At 60.5% G+C, this 20,379-nt stretch carries 19 protein-coding genes; 12 read left to right on the forward strand and 7 right to left on the reverse strand.

The window, feature by feature from the left end; all coding sequences use genetic code 11:
* The first annotated feature begins 60 nt into the window (after positions 1 to 60).
* Positions 61 to 2,307, forward strand: coding sequence for a phosphoenolpyruvate--protein phosphotransferase (ptsP, locus tag JWS10_RS19150; RefSeq protein ID WP_299509387.1), 2,247 nt, complete (start codon positions 61 to 63; stop codon positions 2,305 to 2,307).
* 93 nt (positions 2,308 to 2,400) lie between these two features.
* Positions 2,401 to 2,826 (forward strand): hypothetical protein, encoded by a 426-nt coding sequence (locus tag JWS10_RS19155; protein WP_299509388.1) that lies wholly within the window; start codon positions 2,401 to 2,403, stop codon positions 2,824 to 2,826.
* Positions 2,827 to 3,100: 274 nt separating this feature from the next.
* Here JWS10_RS19155 and JWS10_RS19160 read toward each other — a convergent pair whose 3' ends face one another.
* From JWS10_RS19160 to JWS10_RS19170, 3 genes are all read right to left on the reverse strand, one after another.
* Positions 3,101 to 3,490, reverse strand: coding sequence for a GFA family protein (locus JWS10_RS19160; protein WP_299509389.1), 390 nt, complete (start codon positions 3,488 to 3,490; stop codon positions 3,101 to 3,103).
* A gap of 360 nt (positions 3,491 to 3,850) precedes the next feature.
* Positions 3,851 to 4,612 carry an EcsC family protein gene (locus tag JWS10_RS19165; RefSeq protein ID WP_299509390.1) on the reverse strand — a complete coding sequence of 254 codons (762 nt, stop codon included), beginning with the start codon at positions 4,610 to 4,612 and terminating at the stop codon, positions 3,851 to 3,853.
* A 44-nt stretch (positions 4,613 to 4,656) separates the two neighbouring features.
* Entirely contained in the window at positions 4,657 to 5,181 is a 525-nt protein-coding gene (locus JWS10_RS19170; protein ID WP_299477195.1) for a GNAT family N-acetyltransferase, read from the reverse strand.
* Between the two features lie 78 nt (positions 5,182 to 5,259).
* Between JWS10_RS19170 and JWS10_RS19175 the strand changes: the two genes are divergently transcribed.
* Complete coding sequence (locus tag JWS10_RS19175; protein ID WP_299509391.1) at positions 5,260 to 5,880, forward strand: flavin reductase family protein; 621 nt, start codon at positions 5,260 to 5,262, stop codon at positions 5,878 to 5,880.
* Between the two features lie 145 nt (positions 5,881 to 6,025).
* On the opposite strand, the gene JWS10_RS19180 is transcribed toward JWS10_RS19175, so the two are convergent.
* A complete protein-coding gene (locus JWS10_RS19180) occupies positions 6,026 to 6,454 on the reverse strand; it encodes a nucleoside deaminase (protein WP_299509408.1) in 429 nt (142 codons plus the stop codon).
* A 205-nt stretch (positions 6,455 to 6,659) separates the two neighbouring features.
* Here JWS10_RS19180 and JWS10_RS19185 point away from each other — a divergent pair, with 205 nt between their 5' ends.
* The 9 genes from JWS10_RS19185 to dtd all read left to right on the forward strand — a co-directional run bounded on the left by JWS10_RS19185 (position 6,660) and on the right by dtd (position 15,816).
* A complete protein-coding gene (locus tag JWS10_RS19185) occupies positions 6,660 to 7,778 on the forward strand; it encodes a pseudouridine synthase (RefSeq protein WP_366943561.1) in 1,119 nt (372 codons plus the stop codon).
* A 197-nt stretch (positions 7,779 to 7,975) separates the two neighbouring features.
* Positions 7,976 to 8,848 (forward strand): 5-bromo-4-chloroindolyl phosphate hydrolysis family protein, encoded by an 873-nt coding sequence (locus JWS10_RS19190; protein ID WP_299509393.1) that lies wholly within the window; start codon positions 7,976 to 7,978, stop codon positions 8,846 to 8,848.
* A gap of 60 nt (positions 8,849 to 8,908) precedes the next feature.
* Complete coding sequence (locus JWS10_RS19195) at positions 8,909 to 10,093, forward strand: toxic anion resistance protein (protein WP_299509394.1); 1,185 nt, start codon at positions 8,909 to 8,911, stop codon at positions 10,091 to 10,093.
* A 2-nt stretch (positions 10,094 to 10,095) separates the two neighbouring features.
* Positions 10,096 to 11,079 (forward strand): DUF2927 domain-containing protein, encoded by a 984-nt coding sequence (locus JWS10_RS19200; RefSeq protein WP_299509395.1) that lies wholly within the window; start codon positions 10,096 to 10,098, stop codon positions 11,077 to 11,079.
* A gap of 3 nt (positions 11,080 to 11,082) precedes the next feature.
* Entirely contained in the window at positions 11,083 to 12,177 is a 1,095-nt protein-coding gene (locus tag JWS10_RS19205) for an SPFH domain-containing protein (RefSeq protein WP_299509396.1), read from the forward strand.
* A 6-nt stretch (positions 12,178 to 12,183) separates the two neighbouring features.
* Positions 12,184 to 13,302 (forward strand): primosomal protein N' (replication factor Y) - superfamily II helicase, encoded by a 1,119-nt coding sequence (locus JWS10_RS19210; protein WP_299509397.1) that lies wholly within the window; start codon positions 12,184 to 12,186, stop codon positions 13,300 to 13,302.
* Positions 13,303 to 13,417: 115 nt separating this feature from the next.
* Positions 13,418 to 14,389 carry a phosphoribosylaminoimidazolesuccinocarboxamide synthase gene (locus JWS10_RS19215; RefSeq protein ID WP_299509398.1) on the forward strand — a complete coding sequence of 324 codons (972 nt, stop codon included), beginning with the start codon at positions 13,418 to 13,420 and terminating at the stop codon, positions 14,387 to 14,389.
* Positions 14,390 to 14,452: 63 nt separating this feature from the next.
* Positions 14,453 to 15,376 (forward strand): carbohydrate kinase, encoded by a 924-nt coding sequence (locus JWS10_RS19220; RefSeq protein ID WP_299509399.1) that lies wholly within the window; start codon positions 14,453 to 14,455, stop codon positions 15,374 to 15,376.
* Positions 15,373 to 15,816, forward strand: coding sequence for a D-aminoacyl-tRNA deacylase (dtd, locus tag JWS10_RS19225; RefSeq protein WP_299509401.1), 444 nt, complete (start codon positions 15,373 to 15,375; stop codon positions 15,814 to 15,816). The genes JWS10_RS19220 and dtd overlap by 4 nt, the downstream gene beginning before the upstream one ends.
* A gap of 56 nt (positions 15,817 to 15,872) precedes the next feature.
* Here the strand turns inward: dtd and JWS10_RS19230 are convergent, their stop codons facing one another.
* The 3 genes from JWS10_RS19230 to JWS10_RS19240 all read right to left on the reverse strand — a co-directional run bounded on the left by JWS10_RS19230 (position 15,873) and on the right by JWS10_RS19240 (position 20,231).
* Positions 15,873 to 17,768 (reverse strand): acyl-CoA synthetase, encoded by a 1,896-nt coding sequence (locus tag JWS10_RS19230; RefSeq protein WP_299509402.1) that lies wholly within the window; start codon positions 17,766 to 17,768, stop codon positions 15,873 to 15,875.
* Between the two features lie 165 nt (positions 17,769 to 17,933).
* The gene (gene lysM, locus JWS10_RS19235) at positions 17,934 to 18,368 is read right to left on the reverse strand and encodes a peptidoglycan-binding protein LysM (RefSeq protein WP_299509404.1); all 435 of its coding nucleotides are present in this window, start codon (positions 18,366 to 18,368) and stop codon (positions 17,934 to 17,936) included.
* An 84-nt stretch (positions 18,369 to 18,452) separates the two neighbouring features.
* Positions 18,453 to 20,231: an ABC transporter transmembrane domain-containing protein gene (locus JWS10_RS19240; RefSeq protein ID WP_299509405.1), complete on the reverse strand. Its 1,779-nt coding sequence runs from the start codon at positions 20,229 to 20,231 to the stop codon at positions 18,453 to 18,455.
* Positions 20,232 to 20,379: the final 148 nt, after the last annotated feature.

The raw sequence follows: 20,379 nt of genomic DNA on the forward strand, positions 1-20,379 counted from the left end.
ACTGCCATTTATCGCATAACTCGCCTATAGAGGGCAGAACGCCTTTTTGGATCAGACATTATGCCAGAGCGCAGTGACAGTGACAGCCGAAAACTCCTCCGCCGCCTGCGCGATGTGCTGGGTGCGAAGGCGAAGGGTCAGGACCGTCTTGACCAGATCACCCATCTGATCGCGGATTCGATTGGCACCGAGGTGTGCTCGATCTACCTGTTCCGCGACGAGGAGACGCTTGAGTTGTGTGCGACGGAAGGCTTGAAGAAGGCCGCTGTGCATCAGACACGCATGAAGCTGGGCGAAGGTTTGGTGGGGCGTGTGGCGCGGACGGGGCTGCCGGTAAACACCGCCGATGCGCCGTCTGAAAAAGGTTTTCGGTTCATGCCGGAGACGGGCGAGGAGCTGTATTCGGCTTTCCTCGGTGTGCCTATTCAGCGCGTTGGCGAAAAGCTCGGCGTGCTGGTGGTGCAGTCAAAGCAGGCGCGGGCTTATTCGGAAGACGAGATTTACGCGCTGGAAGTGGTGGCGATGGTGTTGGCCGAGATGACCGAGCTTGGCGCGTTCTCGGGCGAGGGCGGCGGCGGCATGGGGCGGTTGCACAAGCAGCCGGTGCTGTTCCGTGGGTCGAGCGGGCAAGAGGGTGCGTCGGAGGGTCGGGTTTGGCTGCATGAGCCGCGCGTGGTGGTGACCAATCCGGTGGCGGATGATCCGTTGACCGAGATTGACCGCATCCGCGAGGCGGTGGGCGTTCTGCGGGTGTCGGTGGACGATCTGTTGTCGGCGGAAAGCCTCGACAAAGACCAAAAGGCGGTGCTGGAGGCTTACCGGATGTTCGCGCATTCGCGCGGTTGGTTGCGGCGGATGGAGGAGGATATCTCCTCGGGTCTGTCGGCGGAAGCGGCGGTGGAGAAAGAGCAATCGGCGACGCGGGCGCGGTTAAGCCAAGTGCCGGATGCGTATCTGCGTGAGCGGTTGCATGATCTCGATGATCTCTCGAACCGATTGCTGCGGATTTTGACCGGGCAAGGCAAGGATACCGGGGCGGAGATGCCGGAAAATCCGGTGCTGATCGCGCGCAACATCGGGCCTGCGGAATTGCTGGAATATGGTCGCAAGTTGAAGGGCGTCGTGCTGGAGGAAGGCTCGGTTGGCAGCCATGCCGCCATCGTGGCGCGAGCCTTGGCGATACCGATGGTCATTCATGCCGAACGCATCACCAATGAGGCGTTGAACGGCGATGCGATCTTGGTGGACGGCGATCAGGGCATCGTGCATCTGCGACCAGAGGATACCGTGGCGCGCAGCTTCCGCGACAAAATTGCCATGCAGGCCAAGGCGATGGAGCGTTATGCCTCGCTGCGCGATCTGCCTGCGACCACCAAGGACGGCGTGACAATCGGGCTGCATATGAACGCCGGTTTGATGGCGGATTTGCCGTCTTTGGTCGGCTCGGGGGCGGAAGGCGTTGGCTTGTTCCGCACTGAATTGCAGTTTCTGGTGCGCAATTACATGCCACGGCGTCAGGAATTGGTGACGCTTTATAGCCGTGTGATTGAAGCCGCGCAGGGCCGTCCGGTGGCGTTTCGCACGCTGGATATCGGCTCGGACAAGGTGCTGCCCTACATGAAGCCGCAGGATGAGCCGAACCCGGCGATGGGGTGGCGGGCGATCCGGGTGGGATTGGACAAACCCGGTGTGCTGCGGATGCAGTTGCAGGCGTTGATCCGGGCTTCGGCGGGGCGGCCGTTGGCGATCATGTTCCCGTTTGTCAGCGAGCATGGTGAGTTCGTCGAGGCCCGCGCGCATGTGTTGCGCGAATTGCACCGTGAGAAATCCTTGGGCCATGCGGTGCCAGCGGCGCTGGAGGTGGGGGCGATGCTGGAGACGCCAAGCCTCGCCTACGCGCCGGATGCGTTTTTTGAGATGGCGGATTTTGTGTCGATTGGCGGCAACGATCTGAAACAGTTCTTCTTCGCAGCGGACCGGGAAAACGAGCGGGTTCGGAAGCGCTATGACTCGCTGAACGCCTCGTTCCTGACGTTTCTGGAAGTGGTGATCGCGCGCTGTGCCAAGGCCGGCACCAAGCTGTCGTTTTGCGGCGAGGATGCCGGGCGTCCGATAGAGGCGTTGGCGTTTGCAGCGATTGGGCTGCGGAACCTGTCGATGCGGCCAGCCTCGATTGGGCCAGTCAAGGCGCTGCTACGCCGGGTGGATTTGAGCGAGGCGCGGGCAGTGATTGATCGGGCGCGGGATGCGGGGGCGGAGACGATTAGACCTGCGCTGATGGAGTATTTGGCGGGCGTGGGGGAGTGAGGAGGGGTGTCGCATTGTTGAATAAGTCGCCCTTGGATGGCGGCGGGATGTTGTAAATATAGATGGTGATTGATTTGAGGAGCGTATTAGAGAATGGCGAGACGCACTGAGCTTCGCGGCATTTGTCATGATATGCTGTTAGCGTTTAGCAGCCGTAACAACGATCTTCGCGGATACTGGGCTCTTGGTCAGTTGAAAAGCTGGATCGAGGATGAAGGCGAAGGCGCGCTGATTATTCCTCTGATGGGCGAGGCGAGTGCCAAGAGTATACTTCAATTCGCTGAAGTATCTTGTCGCTTCGTCGCAATGCTTAATACCCTAATTGCGAACTACAGATTGCTACCCGATTGGGTTGTAGACGCCCGAATTACTATCGAGTTAACTGCCTCAAATCAGGTGAAGTGCTCAATTATCGTTGTTTCCGACCTTGGGCGCTCATTCGAAGCGACCCGAACTGTATTAGCGCGTCGGCATGATCCCCGTTGGGAACAGAGAACAACCAGAATCGGCGTTCTGTAATTTTGGCTTTCTGCAATGGCGTGAGCCAAAGGATCATTACCCTTCAATCACAACAAAGGTCAGCGTCTGACCGCCGGGCTGGCGCTTCAACGCCAATTCTGCACGCTTAATCCCGCAACCAATCCCCCAGCCGTTCTAAGCGGGACAGCACAAAAGCGCCCGCCCGATTGTTGTGTTCGGCCTGATTGTTGATGAGTTCTGTTGGGGCTTTGTATCCTGTGCATCGCAATCGGGTGCGGCTGGGGTTCGACTTCGGGCTTCAGCTTTGGGGGGCCTAGTCTTCGGTGCGTTCCGTCGAGGTGCGGTCTTGGGGATAGTGGCGCAGGGGGAACTTGGGGAGCCAGCTTTCGCGGCGGATGGTCCAGAGTTCGTAGGTGGGGGTGAATTGGTCGGGGGCGTCTAGGCTGCCTACGCTGACCTCTATTTCGTCGTCGCTGCGGGAGAAGACTGACGAGCCGCAGGAGGGGCAGAAGCTGCGGTTTTTGTAGGTTTGGAACGCGCCGGTGATGGTGACGGCGGCGTCGGGAAAGATTGCCGAGGCGTGGAACAGCGCGCCGTGGTGTTTGCGGCAGTCTAAGCAGTGGCAGAGGCCGGTGCGGTAGGGCTCGCCTGTGGCTTCGATGCGCAGTTGGCCGCAGAGGCAGCCGCCGGTGACTTTGGGCATGGTGGGACTCCGGGCTTCGGTTGCGGAGCATGTAGCGGGGGAATTTGGAGTGTCTAGGGTTGGGGTGGTTATTGGCTGTGAGCGGCGGTTTGCAGGATGGTTCCTTGGGCGATTAATTGATCGGTTTGGACGGGCTTGGATCATAGGATTGATACTGCGCTTGGGGCCAGCGCTGGGGGTTTCACACCCCCAAAGTCACATTGGCTCTAAGCCGATATGACCTGACCCCCGTGGGATATTTGAGCCAATGCGAAAGCAAAATTTTAATCAAATGGTTAGTAGTTGATACCAGCGTGCCGAGTTGGCCTGAAGCGTCTGGGGTTTAGCTTTGGTTGAGTGCAGCGCGTCAGGCGGTGCGGGCTATCGGGCTTTGGTGATCTTCGGTGGCTCGATGGCTTTGGCGAAGGCGGCGACGACGGCCTCTCCGCCTTGGGTTGCGGCCAGACGCATCAGGGCAAAACGGATGCGGGCCATTTCGCGGTAATACGTCAGAAACGCGGCGTTCAGGGCAGCGCCCGAGACTGCGCCCAGCACCGGAATGGCTTGGGCGGCGAGTTTTTGGCCCATCGTGGCAGCAAGACGGGGGGCCACCGTGGCGATCAGTTTCTGGATCGCGGGACCGGTCAGGGTCATCCGGGCGGACAGAAAGGCGGCGTTGACGCCATCGTCCGATTGCAGCGGAGTGCCTGCGGCGAACACCTCAAGACAAGCGGCGCGGATGCCGGGTTCGGTGGGATCAAAGCCCGCGCGGATCGCCTCTGCCCGGATCGTATGCAGGATGAGCGTGATAGTGACGGGCAGTTCGGCGATAGAGGTGAGCAGGCCGCCTGCCCCACCAGCGGCTCCGGTTGCCATCGCGGCGAAGGTTGAGGCTTTGCCGCCGATTTTTGGACCCTGATCGCCTAAGCCCGCAACGCCATGCGCGGCAGTCAGGGCGCGGATCACTATTTGTTCGATCTGGGCACGCAAAGCGGCCGGAATAAGCACCATCTGCTTTTCCAGGCCGCCGCCAAGTTTGTTCACCAGCGTCATCAGCGGACCGTTGGCACGCTTATAGGCGCGAGCAAGCTCCGCGATTTCGGATTCGGTATTGGGCGAGCGCAGAGCGGGAAGCTGGGTCATCTGGGTAATGTGGTGGGTTTATCGGCTTCGCGCAAGAGATGCGCTTAGGCTTGCGGCAGGCTGGCACCGCTGGCTTTGGTGACATGGCCTTTTATGCCCTGCCAAGCGCCCTTTTTCAACTCCAGACCCAAGGTGCGATCTGGGTTGGTGGGCGGCGGCATTACCACGCCTTCGAGCTTTTTGAAGCCGAAGCGGGCGTAATAGGGCGCGTCGCCGACCAGCAGCACGCGCTCCCAGCCCAGACGGCGGGCTTCGGCGAGGCTTTCGTTGATCAGTAGGGCGCCCAGACCTTCACCCTGCCGGGTTGGGTGGACGGCGATGGGGCCGAGCAGCAGCACGTCTTCGCCATCCTCGCCATCGCCCTCGTCAATTTCGGCGGGCCAATAGCGGATCGCGGCGGCGAGCGTGCCATCGGCATCGCGCAGGATCAGGCACAGGGCGGCCACAGTGGGCACGCCATCGCGCAGGCGGTAAGAAGACAAGGCGGTACGGCCGGGGGCGAAGCAAAGGTCATAAAGCGCCTCGACTTCCCACCAGTCATCCTCGACTTCTTCTTCCATCTGATACACGGGGAAGTCCTTCTAGAATCATCTGGAAACGCGGGTAACATGGGGTTTGCGCAGGATCAAACCTGAAGGGGAATATGGATGTTTTATGATCCGATAAATGGCGCTGGTTCGACGAATGGCGGGCTGAGGGATGCCAGCACGAAAAATGGCGGGTTGGCGCATAATCCGTTCAAGGCGATTGTGGCACCGCGCCCGATTGGCTGGATTTCGACGCGGGGGCCATTGGGCGATAACCTTGCGCCCTATTCGTTTTTCAACGCGGTGAACGATGCGCCGATGCAGGTGATGTTCGCGGGGAGTTTGAAGGATTCGATCTTTAATCTGCGCGAGTCCGGGGTGTTTGCAGTCAATGTGGTGGCCGAAAGCATGATTGCCGAGATGAACGCGAGTTCAGAGGCGGTGGCGCGTGGGGTCGATGAATTTGCGCTGGCGGGGGTCGAGAAGGCCGAGTGTAAGGTGATTGATTGCCCTCGGGTGGCGCAGGCTCCGGCGACGTTGGAGTGTCGGGTGGCGCATCTGTTGGAGTTGGGCGGCGGCAGTTGGATGGCGGTCGGCGAGGTTGTTGGGGTGCATATCCGCGAGGAATATCTGCGCGATGGGCGGTTCGATCTGGCGCTGGTGCGACCGGTGGCGCGGCTCGGGTATCGCGATTACGCGGTGGTTGGCGCGCCGTTTGAGTTGGAGCGGCCGGATGATTGAAGTGGCCGGATGACTGAGAACTGCGCTTTGGTCATCCTCTCTGCGTAAATATCCCCGCCGGAGGCTGCTTTGGCTGGCAGAGGATGCCTCCGGCGGGAGTATTTAGGCCAAGATGAAGTCGCAAATTTAGAAATTTTTTATGCAGTTAGCGGCGTTGGGCGAAGAAGGTCTTTAGTAAGGCTTCTGACTCGGCGGCGTTAATGCCGTCGTAAATCTCGGGGATGTGGTGGCATTGCGGATGGCTGAACACGCGTGCGCCGTGGAGTGTGCCGCCGGATTTGGGGTCGGCTGCACCGTAGTATAGGCGCGCTATGCGGGCGGCGGAGATGGTGCCGGCGCAGATTGGGCAGGGTTCCAAGGTGACATAGAGGTCGTGATTGGGGAGGCGCTCGGAATTGGCGAGGCGGCAGGCTGCGCGGATGGCTAGGACTTCGGCATGGGCGGTGGGGTCGGTTAGTTCTCGGGTGCGGTTTCCGGCGGCGGCGATGATTTGGCCGTCCTTAACCACGACGGCACCAATGGGGACTTCACCGCGTAAGGCGGCCAAGCGGGCTTGGTCTAAGGCGGCGTCCATGAAGGTTTTGAACACCCGATTACCCCTTGGCGCTTGCCCCTTGGCGGTTGAAGGAATAGTTTGATGAGATAGCCCGCGATGATCGCGCGCTGAGCCCGTTGAAGGATAAGAGACTATGGCCGAGAATACAAATCCCCCGAAAATTAGCGCCCCCAAAGTTGCTGGACCTCGGGTTGAGGGCAAAGCGGTGGAGCGAAAGTCTGCGGTGCAAGCCAAGCCTGCGGCGGGGACGCCGGACGGTGACCGGATCGCCAAGGTGTTGTCTCGGGCTGGGGTGGCTTCGCGGCGGGAAGCTGAGCGGATGATTGAATTGGGTGAGGTTTCGGTCAATGGCAAGGTGATTGACTCACCGGCTTTGAATGTCACGTCCAAGGATAAGATCGTGGTGCGCGGTGTGGTGGTCGGCGAGCCCGAGCAGGCGCGGTTGTGGCTGTATTACAAGCCTGAGGGACTGGTGACTTCGGAGTCCGACGAGAAGGGCCGTGAGACGGTGTTTGACAATCTGCCTGCGGAATTGCCGCGGGTGATGTCGGTGGGGCGGCTCGATTTGAACTCGGAAGGTCTGCTTTTGCTGACCAATGACGGGGCGTTGAAGCGGCGACTTGAATTGCCCTCAACCGGGTGGTTGCGGAAGTATCGCGTGCGGGTGAATGGCAATCCAGTGGACCCGGATTTGGAGCCGTTGCGCAAGGGCATCGTGGTTGAAGGTGAGCGGTTTCAGCCGATGATCGTGGTGATCGACCGGATTCAAGGCGCGAATGCCTGGCTGACGGTGGGTCTGCGCGAGGGTAAGAACCGCGAAATCCGGCGGGCGATGTCGGCGATCAACCTGACGGTTAACCGCTTGATCCGGGTCAGCTATGGGCCGTTCCGTTTGAACGATTTGCAGCCAGGTGAGGTCGAAGAGGTCAAGGGCAAGGTGCTGCGCGATCAGTTGGGCCAAGGCGCTACGGTGGATGAAGATGCGCCGAAGCGGACGCGGGCGCCACGTGCCGGGGCTTCACGCACCACCACGGGCAAGGCCGAGGGCGCGAGTTCGGGGCGGCGGTTGAAGGCGGGCGAAGGCTTGAAGCAGTTGTCGGAGGCTTGGGGTGAGGCGACCAAGCCGCGCAGTTTCGGGACAGCGGCGCGGAAAGAGGCTGACGCTGGTAAGCCGCGCGTGTTTGGCACGGCGGCGAAGAAAGCAGAGGGTGATTTTCGGCCAGCGAAGCCAGCTGCGAAACGGGCTGCTCCTACGCGGGGTGGGCCTGCTGGGCCGAAGTTTGGCGGGAAGCCTGCGGGCGGGCCGAAGCCTGCGGGTGGGCGGCCAAAGCGTGGCGCGTGAAGGCGATAGTTCCCCGTTTTTGCCCTCTGGCAGGACGGGGCGGCTGTGCTTATAGTTGGGGCGTAAGTCTAGCGGTTTCCCGGGGTTAGTAGGAGGCGTCATGTCTGCCAAGGGTATGGAATCGGGCGCGTTTATGCTCTTGCTGGCGCTGATGGTTTACGTTGCCATTAGTAGCGCCCAATGATGGGAGCGTAGCAATGGCCGAGCGGTTTGGCGGCAAGTATTCTCCGAGCAATTCGCGGGTCGAAGGTGCCGCGGGGGCTGTGCCTGCGCCCGGGATGCCGAGGCGTTCCAAGTCGGCAGGGCGGGCGCGGGCGCTGTTTTTGCCGCCGTTTCTGTTTGCAGCTTTGGCGTTCAAGGGCGAGCCGCGTGTGCTGATCATGGGGTTGGCTGCCTGCGGGATTTTGCTGCTGGCGGCGTGGCTTACGCAGCAGGGCGTGATTGCAAACGACGCTTATGATGCGCGCAATGTGGCGCGGCGTCCGGCTATTCCGCGCAAGGCTTTTGCGGCGGTGCTGATGGGTGTCGGGCTTTGCGTTGGCGCGCTGGTGGCTCAACCGATGATCTATGCGGTGCTGCTGGGGCTGGCGGGCGTGATCTTGCATGTCGGCGCGTTTGGCTTAGACCTGATGCGCGACAAGGGCATGGAGGGCGTTGACAGCTTTCAGGTGGAGCGGGTGGCGCGCGCGGTCGATGAGGCCGAGGCGCTGCTGGCGGGCATGAAGGATGCGATTTTGCGCGCTAAGGATTCTGCGTTGGAAGCCCGTGTGGCGAAGTTTTCTGGGATTGCGCGCGGGCTGTTTCGATCGGTTGAAAGCGATCCGGGCGATCTGACGGCGGCGCGCAAGTATTTGTCTGTGTATCTGCTGGGCGCGCGCGATGCGACGGTGAAGTTCGCCGATGCCTATGCGCAGGGCCGCGACCAGAAAATCCGCGCTGATTATGAGACGCTGCTGGGTGAGTTAGAGACGACCTTCGCCAGTCGCACCGAAAGCCTTTTGCAAGGCAGTCATACTGATTTGGACGTTGAAATTCAGGTGCTTCGTGATCGGTTGAAACTGGAAACCTAAGTTGCGCTGCTAGTTTGCGCCCCTAATCTGCCCTGATCGGGCTTTGAAAAAGTGAGAGCCATGACCGAAGATATCCGCGCTGCCGCTGCCACCTCGTTGGCTGAAGTTGAAAAAGTGACCGCCGTGATCTTGGCTGAACCGGGACGAGAGGTTGTGGCGCTGGAAGCGGCCCCTGCCCCGGTTGCGGAGGATATTCGTAAGCGGATGGCCGAGTTGGATATGACCAACACGCAGTCGATCATCTCGTTTGGCTCGGGCGCGCAGGCGGAATTGCAGGTGATTTCGCAAGAGATGCTGCAAGGCGTGAAGAACAAGGACGTTGGGCCTGCGGGGGACAGTCTGCGCGAGATCGTCAGCACTATTCGCGGCTTTTCGGGTGAAGAACTGGATGTGAACCGCAAGCAAAGCTGGTGGGAGTGGCTAACGGGTCATGCGGCGCCCTTGGCGGAGTTTATGGCGCGGTATGAGCAGGTGCAGACTCAGATCGACAAGGTGACGGAAAACCTGTTGGTGCATGAGACGACATTGTTGAAAGATATCAAAAGCCTAGATATCCTGTATGGCAAGACGCTGACGTTTTATAACGAGCTCGGGCTGTATATCGCGGCGGGTGAGGCCAAGTTGAAGGAACTCGATGCGACGGATATTCCGGCGCGTGAGGCGGCTGTTAAGGCAGCGCCTGAGGCTGATCAGTTGATCCGGGCGCAAGAGTTGCGCGATCTGCGCGCGGCGCGGGATGATCTGGAGCGGCGGGTGTACGATCTGAAACTGACGCGTCAGGTGACGATGCAATCGCTGCCGTCGATCCGGTTGGTGCAAGAGAACGACAAAAGCCTCGTCGGCAAGATCAACTCGACCTTGATGAACACCGTGCCGTTGTGGGAAACTCAACTGGCGCAGGCGGTGACGATCCAACGCTCCAAAGAAGCGGCGATTGCGATCAAGGATGCCAACGATCTGACCAATGATCTGCTGACCGCAAATGCCAACAATCTGCAAGAGGCCAACAAGATCGTGCGCACCGAGATGGAGCGTGGGGTGTTTGATATTGAGGCTGTGCAAAAGGCCAATGCGACCTTGGTAGCGACGATTGAGGAAAGCCTGGCGATTGCCGATGAGGGCAAGGCGCGCAGGGCTGCGGCTGAGATTGAGTTGGTGAAGATGGAAGGCGAATTGCGCGATACGTTATCCTCTGCCAAGGCGCGCAATACGGGCACGGGTGCTAATATCGGCGGCGCTGTCTGATCATGATGCGGGTGTTGCCCATTGTGGTGAAACGCTGGGGTGGTGTTATGGCCGCTGTGGCGCTGGTGGGCTGCGCTGAGGCTCCGATAGTCGAAACGAAACCCGTGCCGCCTGCGGTTGAGGCGGTGATACCGGAAGCCGTGCCGCTGCCGGAAACGGCCGCGAGTGCGGCGGCGCGGGCGTATTACGCGCAGGTGCAGCAGGGCTTGCTGGCGCAAGGTTTGCTTCGCACCGATGGCGGCGGCACGGACACGCCCTATACCGACCGGATGCTGGCGGATAACTTTATCCGCGTGGCGCTATACGATGAATATGAGCGGTCGAACGACACCACCGTGCAGCGCCAAACCATCAGCACATTGCGGCGGTGGGCTGCTCCGGTGCGGGTGGGGTTGCGGTTCGGCGCGTCGGTTTCGCCGCAGATGCGTGCGACCGATACCGCGCGGGTTGGGTCTTATCTGCAACGATTGCAGGGGATTACCGGGCATCCGATCCGGTTGGATGACAATCGCCCGAACTTCTGGGTCTACATCGTCTCGGAGGATGAGCGGCAGGCTTTGGGGCCGGTGTTGCGCGCCGCAATGCCGGGGCTGACGGCAAATGATGTCAGCGGTATTACCGCGATGCCGCGCTCGACCTATTGCATTGTTTACGCGCAGTCGGCGGGCTCGTCTGGGGTTTATACCGCAGCTTTTGCGGTGATCCGGGCTGAACATCCTGATCTGTTGCGGATGTCGTGTATTCACGAAGAAATCGCGCAAGGTTTAGGCTTACCGAATGACAGTCCCAAAGCGCGGCCTTCGATCTTCAACGATGATGAAGAATTCGCCTTGCTGACCACACAGGATGAAATGCTGTTAAGGATGCTGTATAACCCCGCTTTACGCCCCGGCATGACCGAGGCTACGGCAGGGCCAATCGTGGAAACACTCGCCCGTCGTCTGACGGATGGGGACGGCTACGCCCTTGCGGGCATTGAGGAGTAAGTCATGGTTTTCGGATTTCTGAAGGGCGAGTTTATTGACGTCATCACTTGGCTGGATGACACCCGCGATACGATGGTCTGGCGGTTTGAGCGGCAGGGCAATGCGATCAAATACGGTGCCAAGCTGACGGTGCGTGAGGGTCAGGCGGCGGTGTTTGTGCATGAGGGGCAGTTGGCCGATGTGTTTGGGCCGGGCATGTATGTGCTTGAAACCAACAACATGCCGATTATGACGACGCTGCAAAGCTGGGATCATGGCTTCGAGTCACCGTTCAAATCGGAGGTGTATTTCATCAACACCACGCGGTTTAACGATCAGAAATGGGGCACGAAAAACCCGATCATGTGCCGCGACCCCGAGTTCGGGCCGGTGCGGCTGCGGGCATTTGGCAGTTACTCGATGCGGGTGGCCGATCCTGCGGTGTTTCTGAAGGAAATCGTTGGCACCGATGGCGAGTTTACCTCGGATGAGATCAGCGATCAGGTGCGCAATGTGATTGTTCAGGAAGCGTCTCAGGTGCTGGCGAAATCGGGGATCCCGGTGCTGGACATGGCGGCGAATACCGCTGATTTGGGCAAGCTGATCGCCACCGCGATCGCGCCGAAGATTGCGGAATATGGGCTGGCGATCCCGGAGTTCTACATCGAAAACATCAGCTTGCCGGAAGAAGTTGAGAAGGTGCTGGATAAGCGCACCTCGATGGGGGTGGCGGGCGATCTGAACAAATACATGCAGTTCAATGCGGCCGAGGGCATGGCGCAACCCAACAGTGGTGTGGGAGCGATGGTCGGGGCAGGCATGGCGGCGGGCATGGGGATGAACATGGCCAGCGGTGCGGGGCCTTGGGGTGCTGTACCTAACGCCGCACCGCCACCGCCGCAGCCTGCTGCGGCCGGCAAAGCTTGGCATGTGGCTGAGAATGGCGTCACCAAGGGACCATTCTCAGAGGGCGATCTGACAGCAATGGTGGCTTCGGGCGCTTTGGATCGCGGCGCGCAGGTCTGGACAGCAGGTCAAGACGGCTGGAAGCCTGCCGCTGAAACCGAGCTTGCCAAGCTGTTCGCGATGATGCCGCCACCGCCGCCTTTGGCTGGCTGACCCTCCATGGCCGTAATGCAGACAAATCACTGGCCCTGCGCGCAATGCGGGGCCGACCTGCGCTATGCGCCGGGTCAGACCGAGTTGAAATGTGACCATTGCGGCTTTGTGCAAGCCATCCCCGCGACAGCGCCGCGTCAAAAGGCGAGCGCGCTGGTTGAACATGATCTCGCCAAGGGGTTGGCCGATGATCTGCCGGATGCGGCTGTTGAGGAAGTCCGCTCGACCAGTTGCCCGAATTGCGGCGCGGTGGTGGAGTTTCAGGGGGCCAATCACGCCAGCCAATGCCCGTTTTGTGCGACGCCTGTGGTGGTCGATACCGGCAGTCATCGTCGGATCAAACCGCAAGCGTTGGTGCCGTTCGAGGTGACCGAAAGCCAAGCGCGCACCGCCTTGAAAGGCTGGCTGGGGGGCCTGTGGTTCGCGCCAAACTCGCTGCTGGAATATACCCGGGCGGGGCGGGCAATGGATGGGATTTACGCGCCGTTCTGGACTTTTGACGCCGATACCGACAGCCGCTATCGCGGTCAGCGCGGCGAGTATTACTATGAGACCCAATGGGTTAACGTCACGGTCAATGGCAAGACCGAACGACGCCAACAGCAGGTTCAGAAAACCCGCTGGTTTGCAGCCTCGGGTCGGGTGTCGCGTGATTTTAACGATGTGTTGGTGATGGCTTCCACCAGCCTGCCCGCGCGGCTGAGCAATGATCTGACGCCGTGGGATTTGAGCAAGCTGGAGCCGTACTCCGCCGACTACCTCGCGGGCTTTCAGGCCGAGGGCTATACCGTGGGGCTGGCGGATGGCTGGGGCAACGCAAAGCAGGTGATGGCCGGGGTAATCGAAGGCGACGTGCGGCAGGATATCGGCGGCGATGTGCAGCGGGTGGAGTCGGTGGATACCGATTACAGCGATGAGACGTTCAAGCATGTGCTGCTGCCGATCTGGATGGCTGCGTATAAATATGGCGGTAAAAGCTATCGGTTTTTGGTGAATGGTCAGACTGGCGAAGTGCAAGGTGAGCGGCCTTACAGCTGGTGGAAGATCAGCTTTGCGGTGCTTGCGGCGCTGATTTTGGCGGCAGGCGCGGCGTATCTTTACGATCCGTCGATGTTTGGCGGTTAAAACACTCGTTGGATGGACTGAGTTTGGGCAAGCGCAAGTTGGCGGAAGGTTGACTCTCGCCTGCCTGCGCGCGATGAGGCGAAACAGCATTTCTGGGCAGCTTGGGGGCCAATCCGTGACCGATCTTTCCCGCGTTCTTGACCATGCCCGCATTGCCGAACTGCCAAACCCGTATTTCGGCAAAGTGCGCGATTGCTACGATCTGCCCGCCACGGCGGACCAGCCTGCGCGGCGGATTCTGATCTCATCTGACCGGATTTCGGCGTTTGACCGGATACTGGCGGCGATCCCGTTCAAGGGCCAAGTGCTGACCCAGATGGCGCGGTTCTGGTTTGACCACACATCGGACATTTGCCCCAATCATGTCCTGGAATACCCCGACCCGAATGTGGTGATCGGCAAGCATGTAACGATCCTGCCGGTGGAAATCGTGGTGCGCGGGTATCTGGCGGGGACGACTTCCACGTCAGTGCTGACGCAATACAAAAAGGGCGTGCGCGCGATGTATGGCCATGTGTTGCCGGATGGATTGCGCGACAATCAGGTGTTGGCGGCACCAATTATCACCCCGACCTCGAAAGCGTTCGACGGCGCGCATGATGAGCCTTTGACGGCGGATGAAATTATCAGCCAAGGGTTGTTGACGGCTGCGCAATGGGCGGATGTTTCGGCCAAGGCGCTGGCGTTGTTCGCGCGCGGGCAGAAGATGGCGGCGGAACGTGGGCTGATTTTGGTCGATACGAAATATGAGTTTGGGCTGGATGCTGACGGCAATATCCTGATCGCCGATGAGATTCACACGCCGGATTCCAGCCGGTATTGGATCGCCAGCGGCTATCAGGCGGCGTTTGAGGCGGGCACCCGGCCACCGAGTTTCGACAAGGACGTGATCCGCTCGTGGGTCGGCGCGCGTTGCGATCCTTATGTCGATGACATCCCGGAAATCCCGGAAGATATCATTCTGGCGACCTCGAAGGTTTATATTGAGGCATTTGAAGCAATCACCGGGCGGACGTTTGTGCCGGATATGACGGGGGCAACACCGCTGGACCGGGTGCGCGCCAATCTGGCACCATATTTCGGGTAAGCGGCTGTTTGCGCTAACTTCGGCCTATCATGTATTGTCGCGAAAACGCCAAGGGAGGCCGTAATGATTCTGTCCTGTGGGGAAGCCCTGATTGACATGCTGCCGCGTCGTTCGACCGAAGGCGAGGCGGCTTTTGCGCCCTATGCGGGGGGTGCGGTGTTCAATACGGCGATGGCTTTGGGGCGTTTGGGCGCGCCTTCGGGGTTCTTTTCGGGTTTATCAAACGACATGCTGGGTGAGATTTTGGCGGATACGCTGAAAGCCTCGAACGTCGACATCTCGCATTGCGCGCGCTCGGATCGGCCGACGACGGTGGCGTTTGTGAAGCTGGTGAACGGGCAAGCGACCTACGCGTTTTATGATGAAGGTACGGCGGGACGGATGCTGGCGCTGGAAGATTTGCCAGTGTTGGGCGATGAGATCGATGCGGTGTTTGTCGGTGGGATTTGTCTGGTGAACGATCCGGCGGCCAGCACTTACGAGGCGTTGCAGGCGCGGGAGGCTCCGCTACGGGTGACGATGATTGATCCGAACATTCGGCCCGGTTTCATTGCGGGTAAAGAAGTGGCCTATCGCGCGCGGATTGAGCGGATGGTGGCGCGGGCGGATATTGTGAAGCTGTCGGACGAGGATTTGCATTGGCTGGCGGGTGACGGCGATCTGGTGACGCTGGCGCGCGGGATTTTGGCGAAGGGGCCGACGGTGGTGTTTATCACTGAAGGCGCTTCGGGCGCGCGGGCGGTGACGGCGACGCAGGATCGGTTTGTCACGGCTCAAACGGTCGAAGTCGTCGATACCGTCGGGGCCGGGGATACGTTCAACGCAGGCGTGTTGGCGGCTTTGCATCAGGCGGGGGCATTGTCGAAGGCGCGGCTGGCGCGGTTGAGCGATGCCGAGCTGGATGCGGCGCTGTCGTTGGGTACGCGGGCGGCGGCGATTACGGTGTCACGCGCGGGGGCTAATCCGCCTTGGGCTAGCGAACTTTGAGGGTTTTGTTGCAGCGGGTTTCTCGCGCCTCGGTGTCGGTTGACGGCGCGGTGGTGGGCGAGATTGGTGCGGGGCTGTTGATATTCGTCTGTGCCATGCAGGGCGATGCCGAGGCTAACGCCGATAAACTGGCCGCCAAGATTGCCAAGCTGCGGATATTTAAGGACGCTGCTGGCAAGATGAACCTGTCGGTGAAGGATGCCGGTGGCGCGGCGCTGGTGGTGTCTCAGTTCACGCTGGCTGCGGATTTGCGCGGCAATCGACCGGGGTTTTCTTATGCGGCGGCACCTGACGAGGGGCGGCGGTTGTATGAGTATTTCTCGGGTCGGATGGCTGCGGAAGGGATCGAGGTTTCCAACGGGATATTTGGCGCGGATATGGATGTCAGCTTGAACAATGACGGGCCGGTGACGATCTGGATGGATACGGATGATTTGTGACGGCACGACGCGCGGCCACTGTACCGTTTTATCGCGATTGAGGGTCTGATCGGGATTTAGGGTTTTTCGGCCCATTCCCAGCCTTGGGTGAATGCGCCCAGAACGGCAGCTACCGCTTCGGTTGAGGCGGGGCTGGTGGCTGCAAGTTTGGCGACGAGGCCGCGTTTTTTATCCTCGACCACCTCGCGCACGGTGACGGGCAGCTTTGCTTCTGCCAAAGCAGCGTTGTAAATCCGGGTGATGGCGCGGCGGCGTAGATCGGGTTTGAAGACTTTACCGACGGCGGTTTTGGGCAACTCATCAAGGATTTCGATGTATTTGGGCTGGGCTGCACGCTCGGCAATGTGGGATTTGGCGTAATCCATCAGGTCGGCGCTGGTCAACGTCGCGCCCTTGGACAGCTCGACATAAGCGCAAGGGAGTTCGCCGGAATGGGCATCGGGTTGACCGATTGCACCTACGAAACCAACGCCTTCGCAGCCCATTAAGGCTTCTTCAATCGTGGCGGGGTCGATGTTGTGGCCGCCGCGAATGATCAGATCCTTGGCGCGCCCGGTGATGAACAGATAGCCATCGGCATCGACGCGGCCGAGATCGCCGGTGCGCAGGAACATGCCGTCGGCGAACAGATCGCGGTTTTTATCGACCTCGGTGTAGGTCGAGCCGGGAAACACGCCGGGGTTGGAGACGCAAATCTCACCCACCTCATCGGTGTCACAAACCCGGAAACCGTCGGGGGTTTTTTGCAGGATGCGCAGTTCGGTATAGGGGAACGGCAGGCCGACGGAACCGATTTTCTTGTTGCCATCCGGGGGGTTGACCGCGACGAGGCAGGTACATTCGGTCAGGCCATAGCCTTCGACAATTTCCACACCAGTGATTTTCACGAAGCGATTATAGAGGTCAATCGGCAGCGGGGCGGAGCCGGAAAACGCACCGCGCAGGCTGTCGATCTTGGCGTTGACCGGGCGTTGCAGCAGCGCCGAAAGGGCTGTCGGCACGGTGACGAGATAGGTCGCCTGCCAGCGTTCGATCAGCTTCCACAGATTATCGAACACGCCCTCGCCCCGGTAGCCGGCGGGGGTGGGGAACACTACATGCGCGCCGGAAGCGATCATCGACATCAAGATCGGGTAGGCGGCGAAGACGTGGAACAGTGGCAGCGGGCACATCACGGTATCGGTTTCGCGGAACAGCAGGCGGCCACCGAGCCAGCCGTTGTAGATCATGCCCGAGGCGCGGTGCTGGGCGACTTTCGGCATTCCTGTGGTGCCGCCGGTGTGGAAATAGGCGGCGGTGTGGTCTTTGGTGCGATCAGCGAAGCTCAGTTTATCGCTCGGCTGGCGGGCGCATTCGGCGGTGAAATTCTTGACGTTGGCGGTGTGGTGGATCGGGTTTTTCGGGCGCAGGAACGGCACGATCCAGCTTTTTGGTGGCGAGAGATAGCGGTTCAGATCGACCTCTAGCACGGTTTTGACTCCGGGGGCGTGGGCGACGGCTTCGGCCACCTTTTGCGCGAGATCGGTCTTGGGGAATGCCTTCAAGGTGACGACGACTTTCGCGCCAGTCTCGCGCAGGATCGAAGATATCTGCGACGGCTCCAGCAGCGGATTGATCGGGTTGACGATGCCTGCGGTAGCCCCGGCGAGCAGCGTTACGGCGGTTTCCAGCGCGTTTGGCAGTATGTAGGCGACCACGTCATTCGGGCCGATGCCAAGGCTGCGGAACAGGTTCGCGGCTTGGGTGACGCGCTGGTGCAGTTGGGTCCACGACAGGGTTTGGGCGGGATCGGTGGGGCCAGACAGCAGTTGGTAGCTGATCGCTGGACGGGTGCCATGTTTGGCAGCGGTGCGACTGAGGAAATCATAGATCGAATGCGCGATGTCGCGGTTTTCCCACGACGATTCCGCCTCAATAGCTTTGAGGTCCGCGCGCGATGCGAAGCTGCCCATGATAGTCCTCCCGTTTAACGGCCGTTCTGCTGCGACCTCGATGGTCATACGATGGGGAAGTTTGCGATCATGGGCAAGGAAAAGCTGGGGCAAGGAAAACTTGCCTTAGAACTGCAATCAGCCCGCCGCAAGAACGAGGAGCACTTGCGGCAGGCTGTTGGCCGATCAAACGGTGGCTGGCGGGATACGCAGCATTTGGCCGGGATAGATTTTGTCAGGATGGCTCAGCATCGGTTTGTTGGCCTCAAAAATCGCGGTGTAGAGGCTGGCTTTGCCCAAGGTGTGCTGGGCGATTGTGGAAAGGTTATCGCCTTTTTTAACGGTGTAGAACACTGGGGCTGCCGCGTCAGACTCTGCCTCAACCGTGGCGACGCCTTGCACGTTTCCGGCGGCGAGGATGATTTTCTCTTTCATCTCAGGCGTCACGGCGGTGCCTTCGACTTTGACCTTGTCGCCTTCAACTTTGATCTCGACGCCAGTGGTATCCAGCCCGACTTTGTCCATCGCGGCCTTGATCGCCTCTGGTTCTGGCGCGGTGGCGGCATCGGCTTTACCAAACAGCGACGCGCCGGACTCTTTCACGAAACTCCACAAACCCATATCAACTCTCCTATTTACGCTCTGCGCGCAGGGTTAGTCAGCGTGGGGCTGCGAAGTGAGAGGGAAAAGTGCTGCGGGATTCCCCTACAGGCTGCCGTCAGTAAACTGCAGGCGGGCGAGGCGGGCGTAGAGGCCGTTGGCGGCGACGAGTTCGTCGTGGGTGCCGATGGCTGTGATGCGGCCTTGGTCGAGCACCACGATGCGGTCGGCGCGTTTGACTGTGGCGAGGCGGTGGGCGACGACGATGACGGTGCGGCCGTTGGAGAGTTGATCGACGGCGGCTTGCACGTCGCGCTCGGATTCGGCGTCCAAGGCGGAGGTGGCCTCATCCAGCAGCAGCACGGGGGCGTCGCGCAAGATGGCGCGGGCGATGGCGATGCGTTGCTTTTGGCCGCCCGATAGCATGACGCCGCGCTCACCGAGATAGGTTTGGTAGCCGTTGGGCAGGTTTTCGATGAAGCTGTGGGCGGCAGCAGCGCGGGCGGCGGCTTGGACTTCGGCTTCGGTGGCGTCGGGGCGGCCGAAGCGGATGTTTTCTAAGGCCGAGGTTGCGAAGATTACCGGGTCTTGCGGGACGAGGGCCATTGCAGACCGGAAGTCGGTGCGGGCGAGGGATTTCAGGTCTTGTCCGTCTAGGGATAGCGTGCCGGATTGTGGGTCGTAAAAGCGCATCAGCAGTTGCAGGACGGTGGATTTGCCTGCGCCGGAGGGGCCGACGAGGGCGACGGTTTCGCCCGGCTGAACCGTCAGGCTGATGCCGTGCAGCGCGGGGGCGTTGGGTCGGGCGGGGTAGTGGAAAACCACGTTGTCTAGGGTGATCGCGCCTTGCACGGGGCGGGTTAGCGTGGCGGGGTTCGCGGGCTCAACAACGGGGTCGGTGGCGTCTAGCATCTCAACTAGGCGCTCGGTGGCTCCGGCGGCGCGTTGTATTTCGCCCCAGATTTCGGAGAGGGAACCGACCGCTCCGGCGACGAGGACGGCGTAGATTACGAATTGCACCAATTGGCCGGGGGTCATGGTGCCCGCGTGTACATCACGCGCGCCCATCCACAACACGCCTACGACGCCAGCGAAGACGAGGAAAATTACTATCATCGTCATTGCGGCACGGGTGGCCATGCGGGTTTTCGCGGAGGCAAAGCTGCGTTCGGAGACTTCGGCGAAATCGGCGCGGGTGAGGCTTTCGTGGGTGAAACTTTGCACGGTTTGCACGGCGCTGAGGGCTTCGGAGGCTTTGCCTGAGCTTTGGGCGATCCAGTCTTGGTTCTCGCGGCTTTGGTTGCGCAGGCGGCGGCCTAAAGTGACGATCGGGATGATAATGGCGGGCACGATCAACAGCACGAGGCCGGTGAGTTTGGCGGAGGTCAGGCTCATCAGCACCAAGCCGCCGAAGACGGTGAGCATGTTGCGCAGGGCTACCGAGACGGAGGAGCCGATGACGGATAGGATGAGGGTGGTGTCGGTGGTGATGCGGCTAAGCACTTCGCCCGTCAAGGTTTTCTCGAAATAGGCGGGGCTCATACCCATAACGCGATCAAACAAGGCACGGCGGATGTCGGTGACGACACGCTCGCCCAGACGGGTGACGAAATAGTAGCGGATGCCGGTGCCGATGGCCAAGGCGGCGGCGATCAACAGGGCTGCGCCGAAGTATTTATCGACAAGGCTCAGGTCGCCGGAGTTGAAGTTGTCGATGACGCGGCGGACGGCCATTGGCAGGATCAGGCTGACCGAAGCGGTCAGGATCAGGGCGAGCCCAGCGGTTATCATCATCGGGCGGTAAGGGCGCAGGAAGGGCCAGAGGCCGCGCAGGGCGCCGACTTTCTTTGACGATGCGCGTTGTTCAATGGTGGTGTCGGCCATGCTATCGCCCATGATTGCTTGAGGAAGCGTCTAAGGCGGCGCAGGCGTGGCTGCAAGCGGCGCGATTGCCGCAATGCTTTTGCTTGGTTCGCTTTTGATTGGTGCTGTGGCGGCTGCAGAAACGCTACGCCGCCCCGGACTTGATCCG

It is taken from the genome of Cypionkella sp. (assembly GCF_028290025.1).
In the GTDB taxonomy this organism is placed as follows: domain Bacteria; phylum Pseudomonadota; class Alphaproteobacteria; order Rhodobacterales; family Rhodobacteraceae; genus Cypionkella.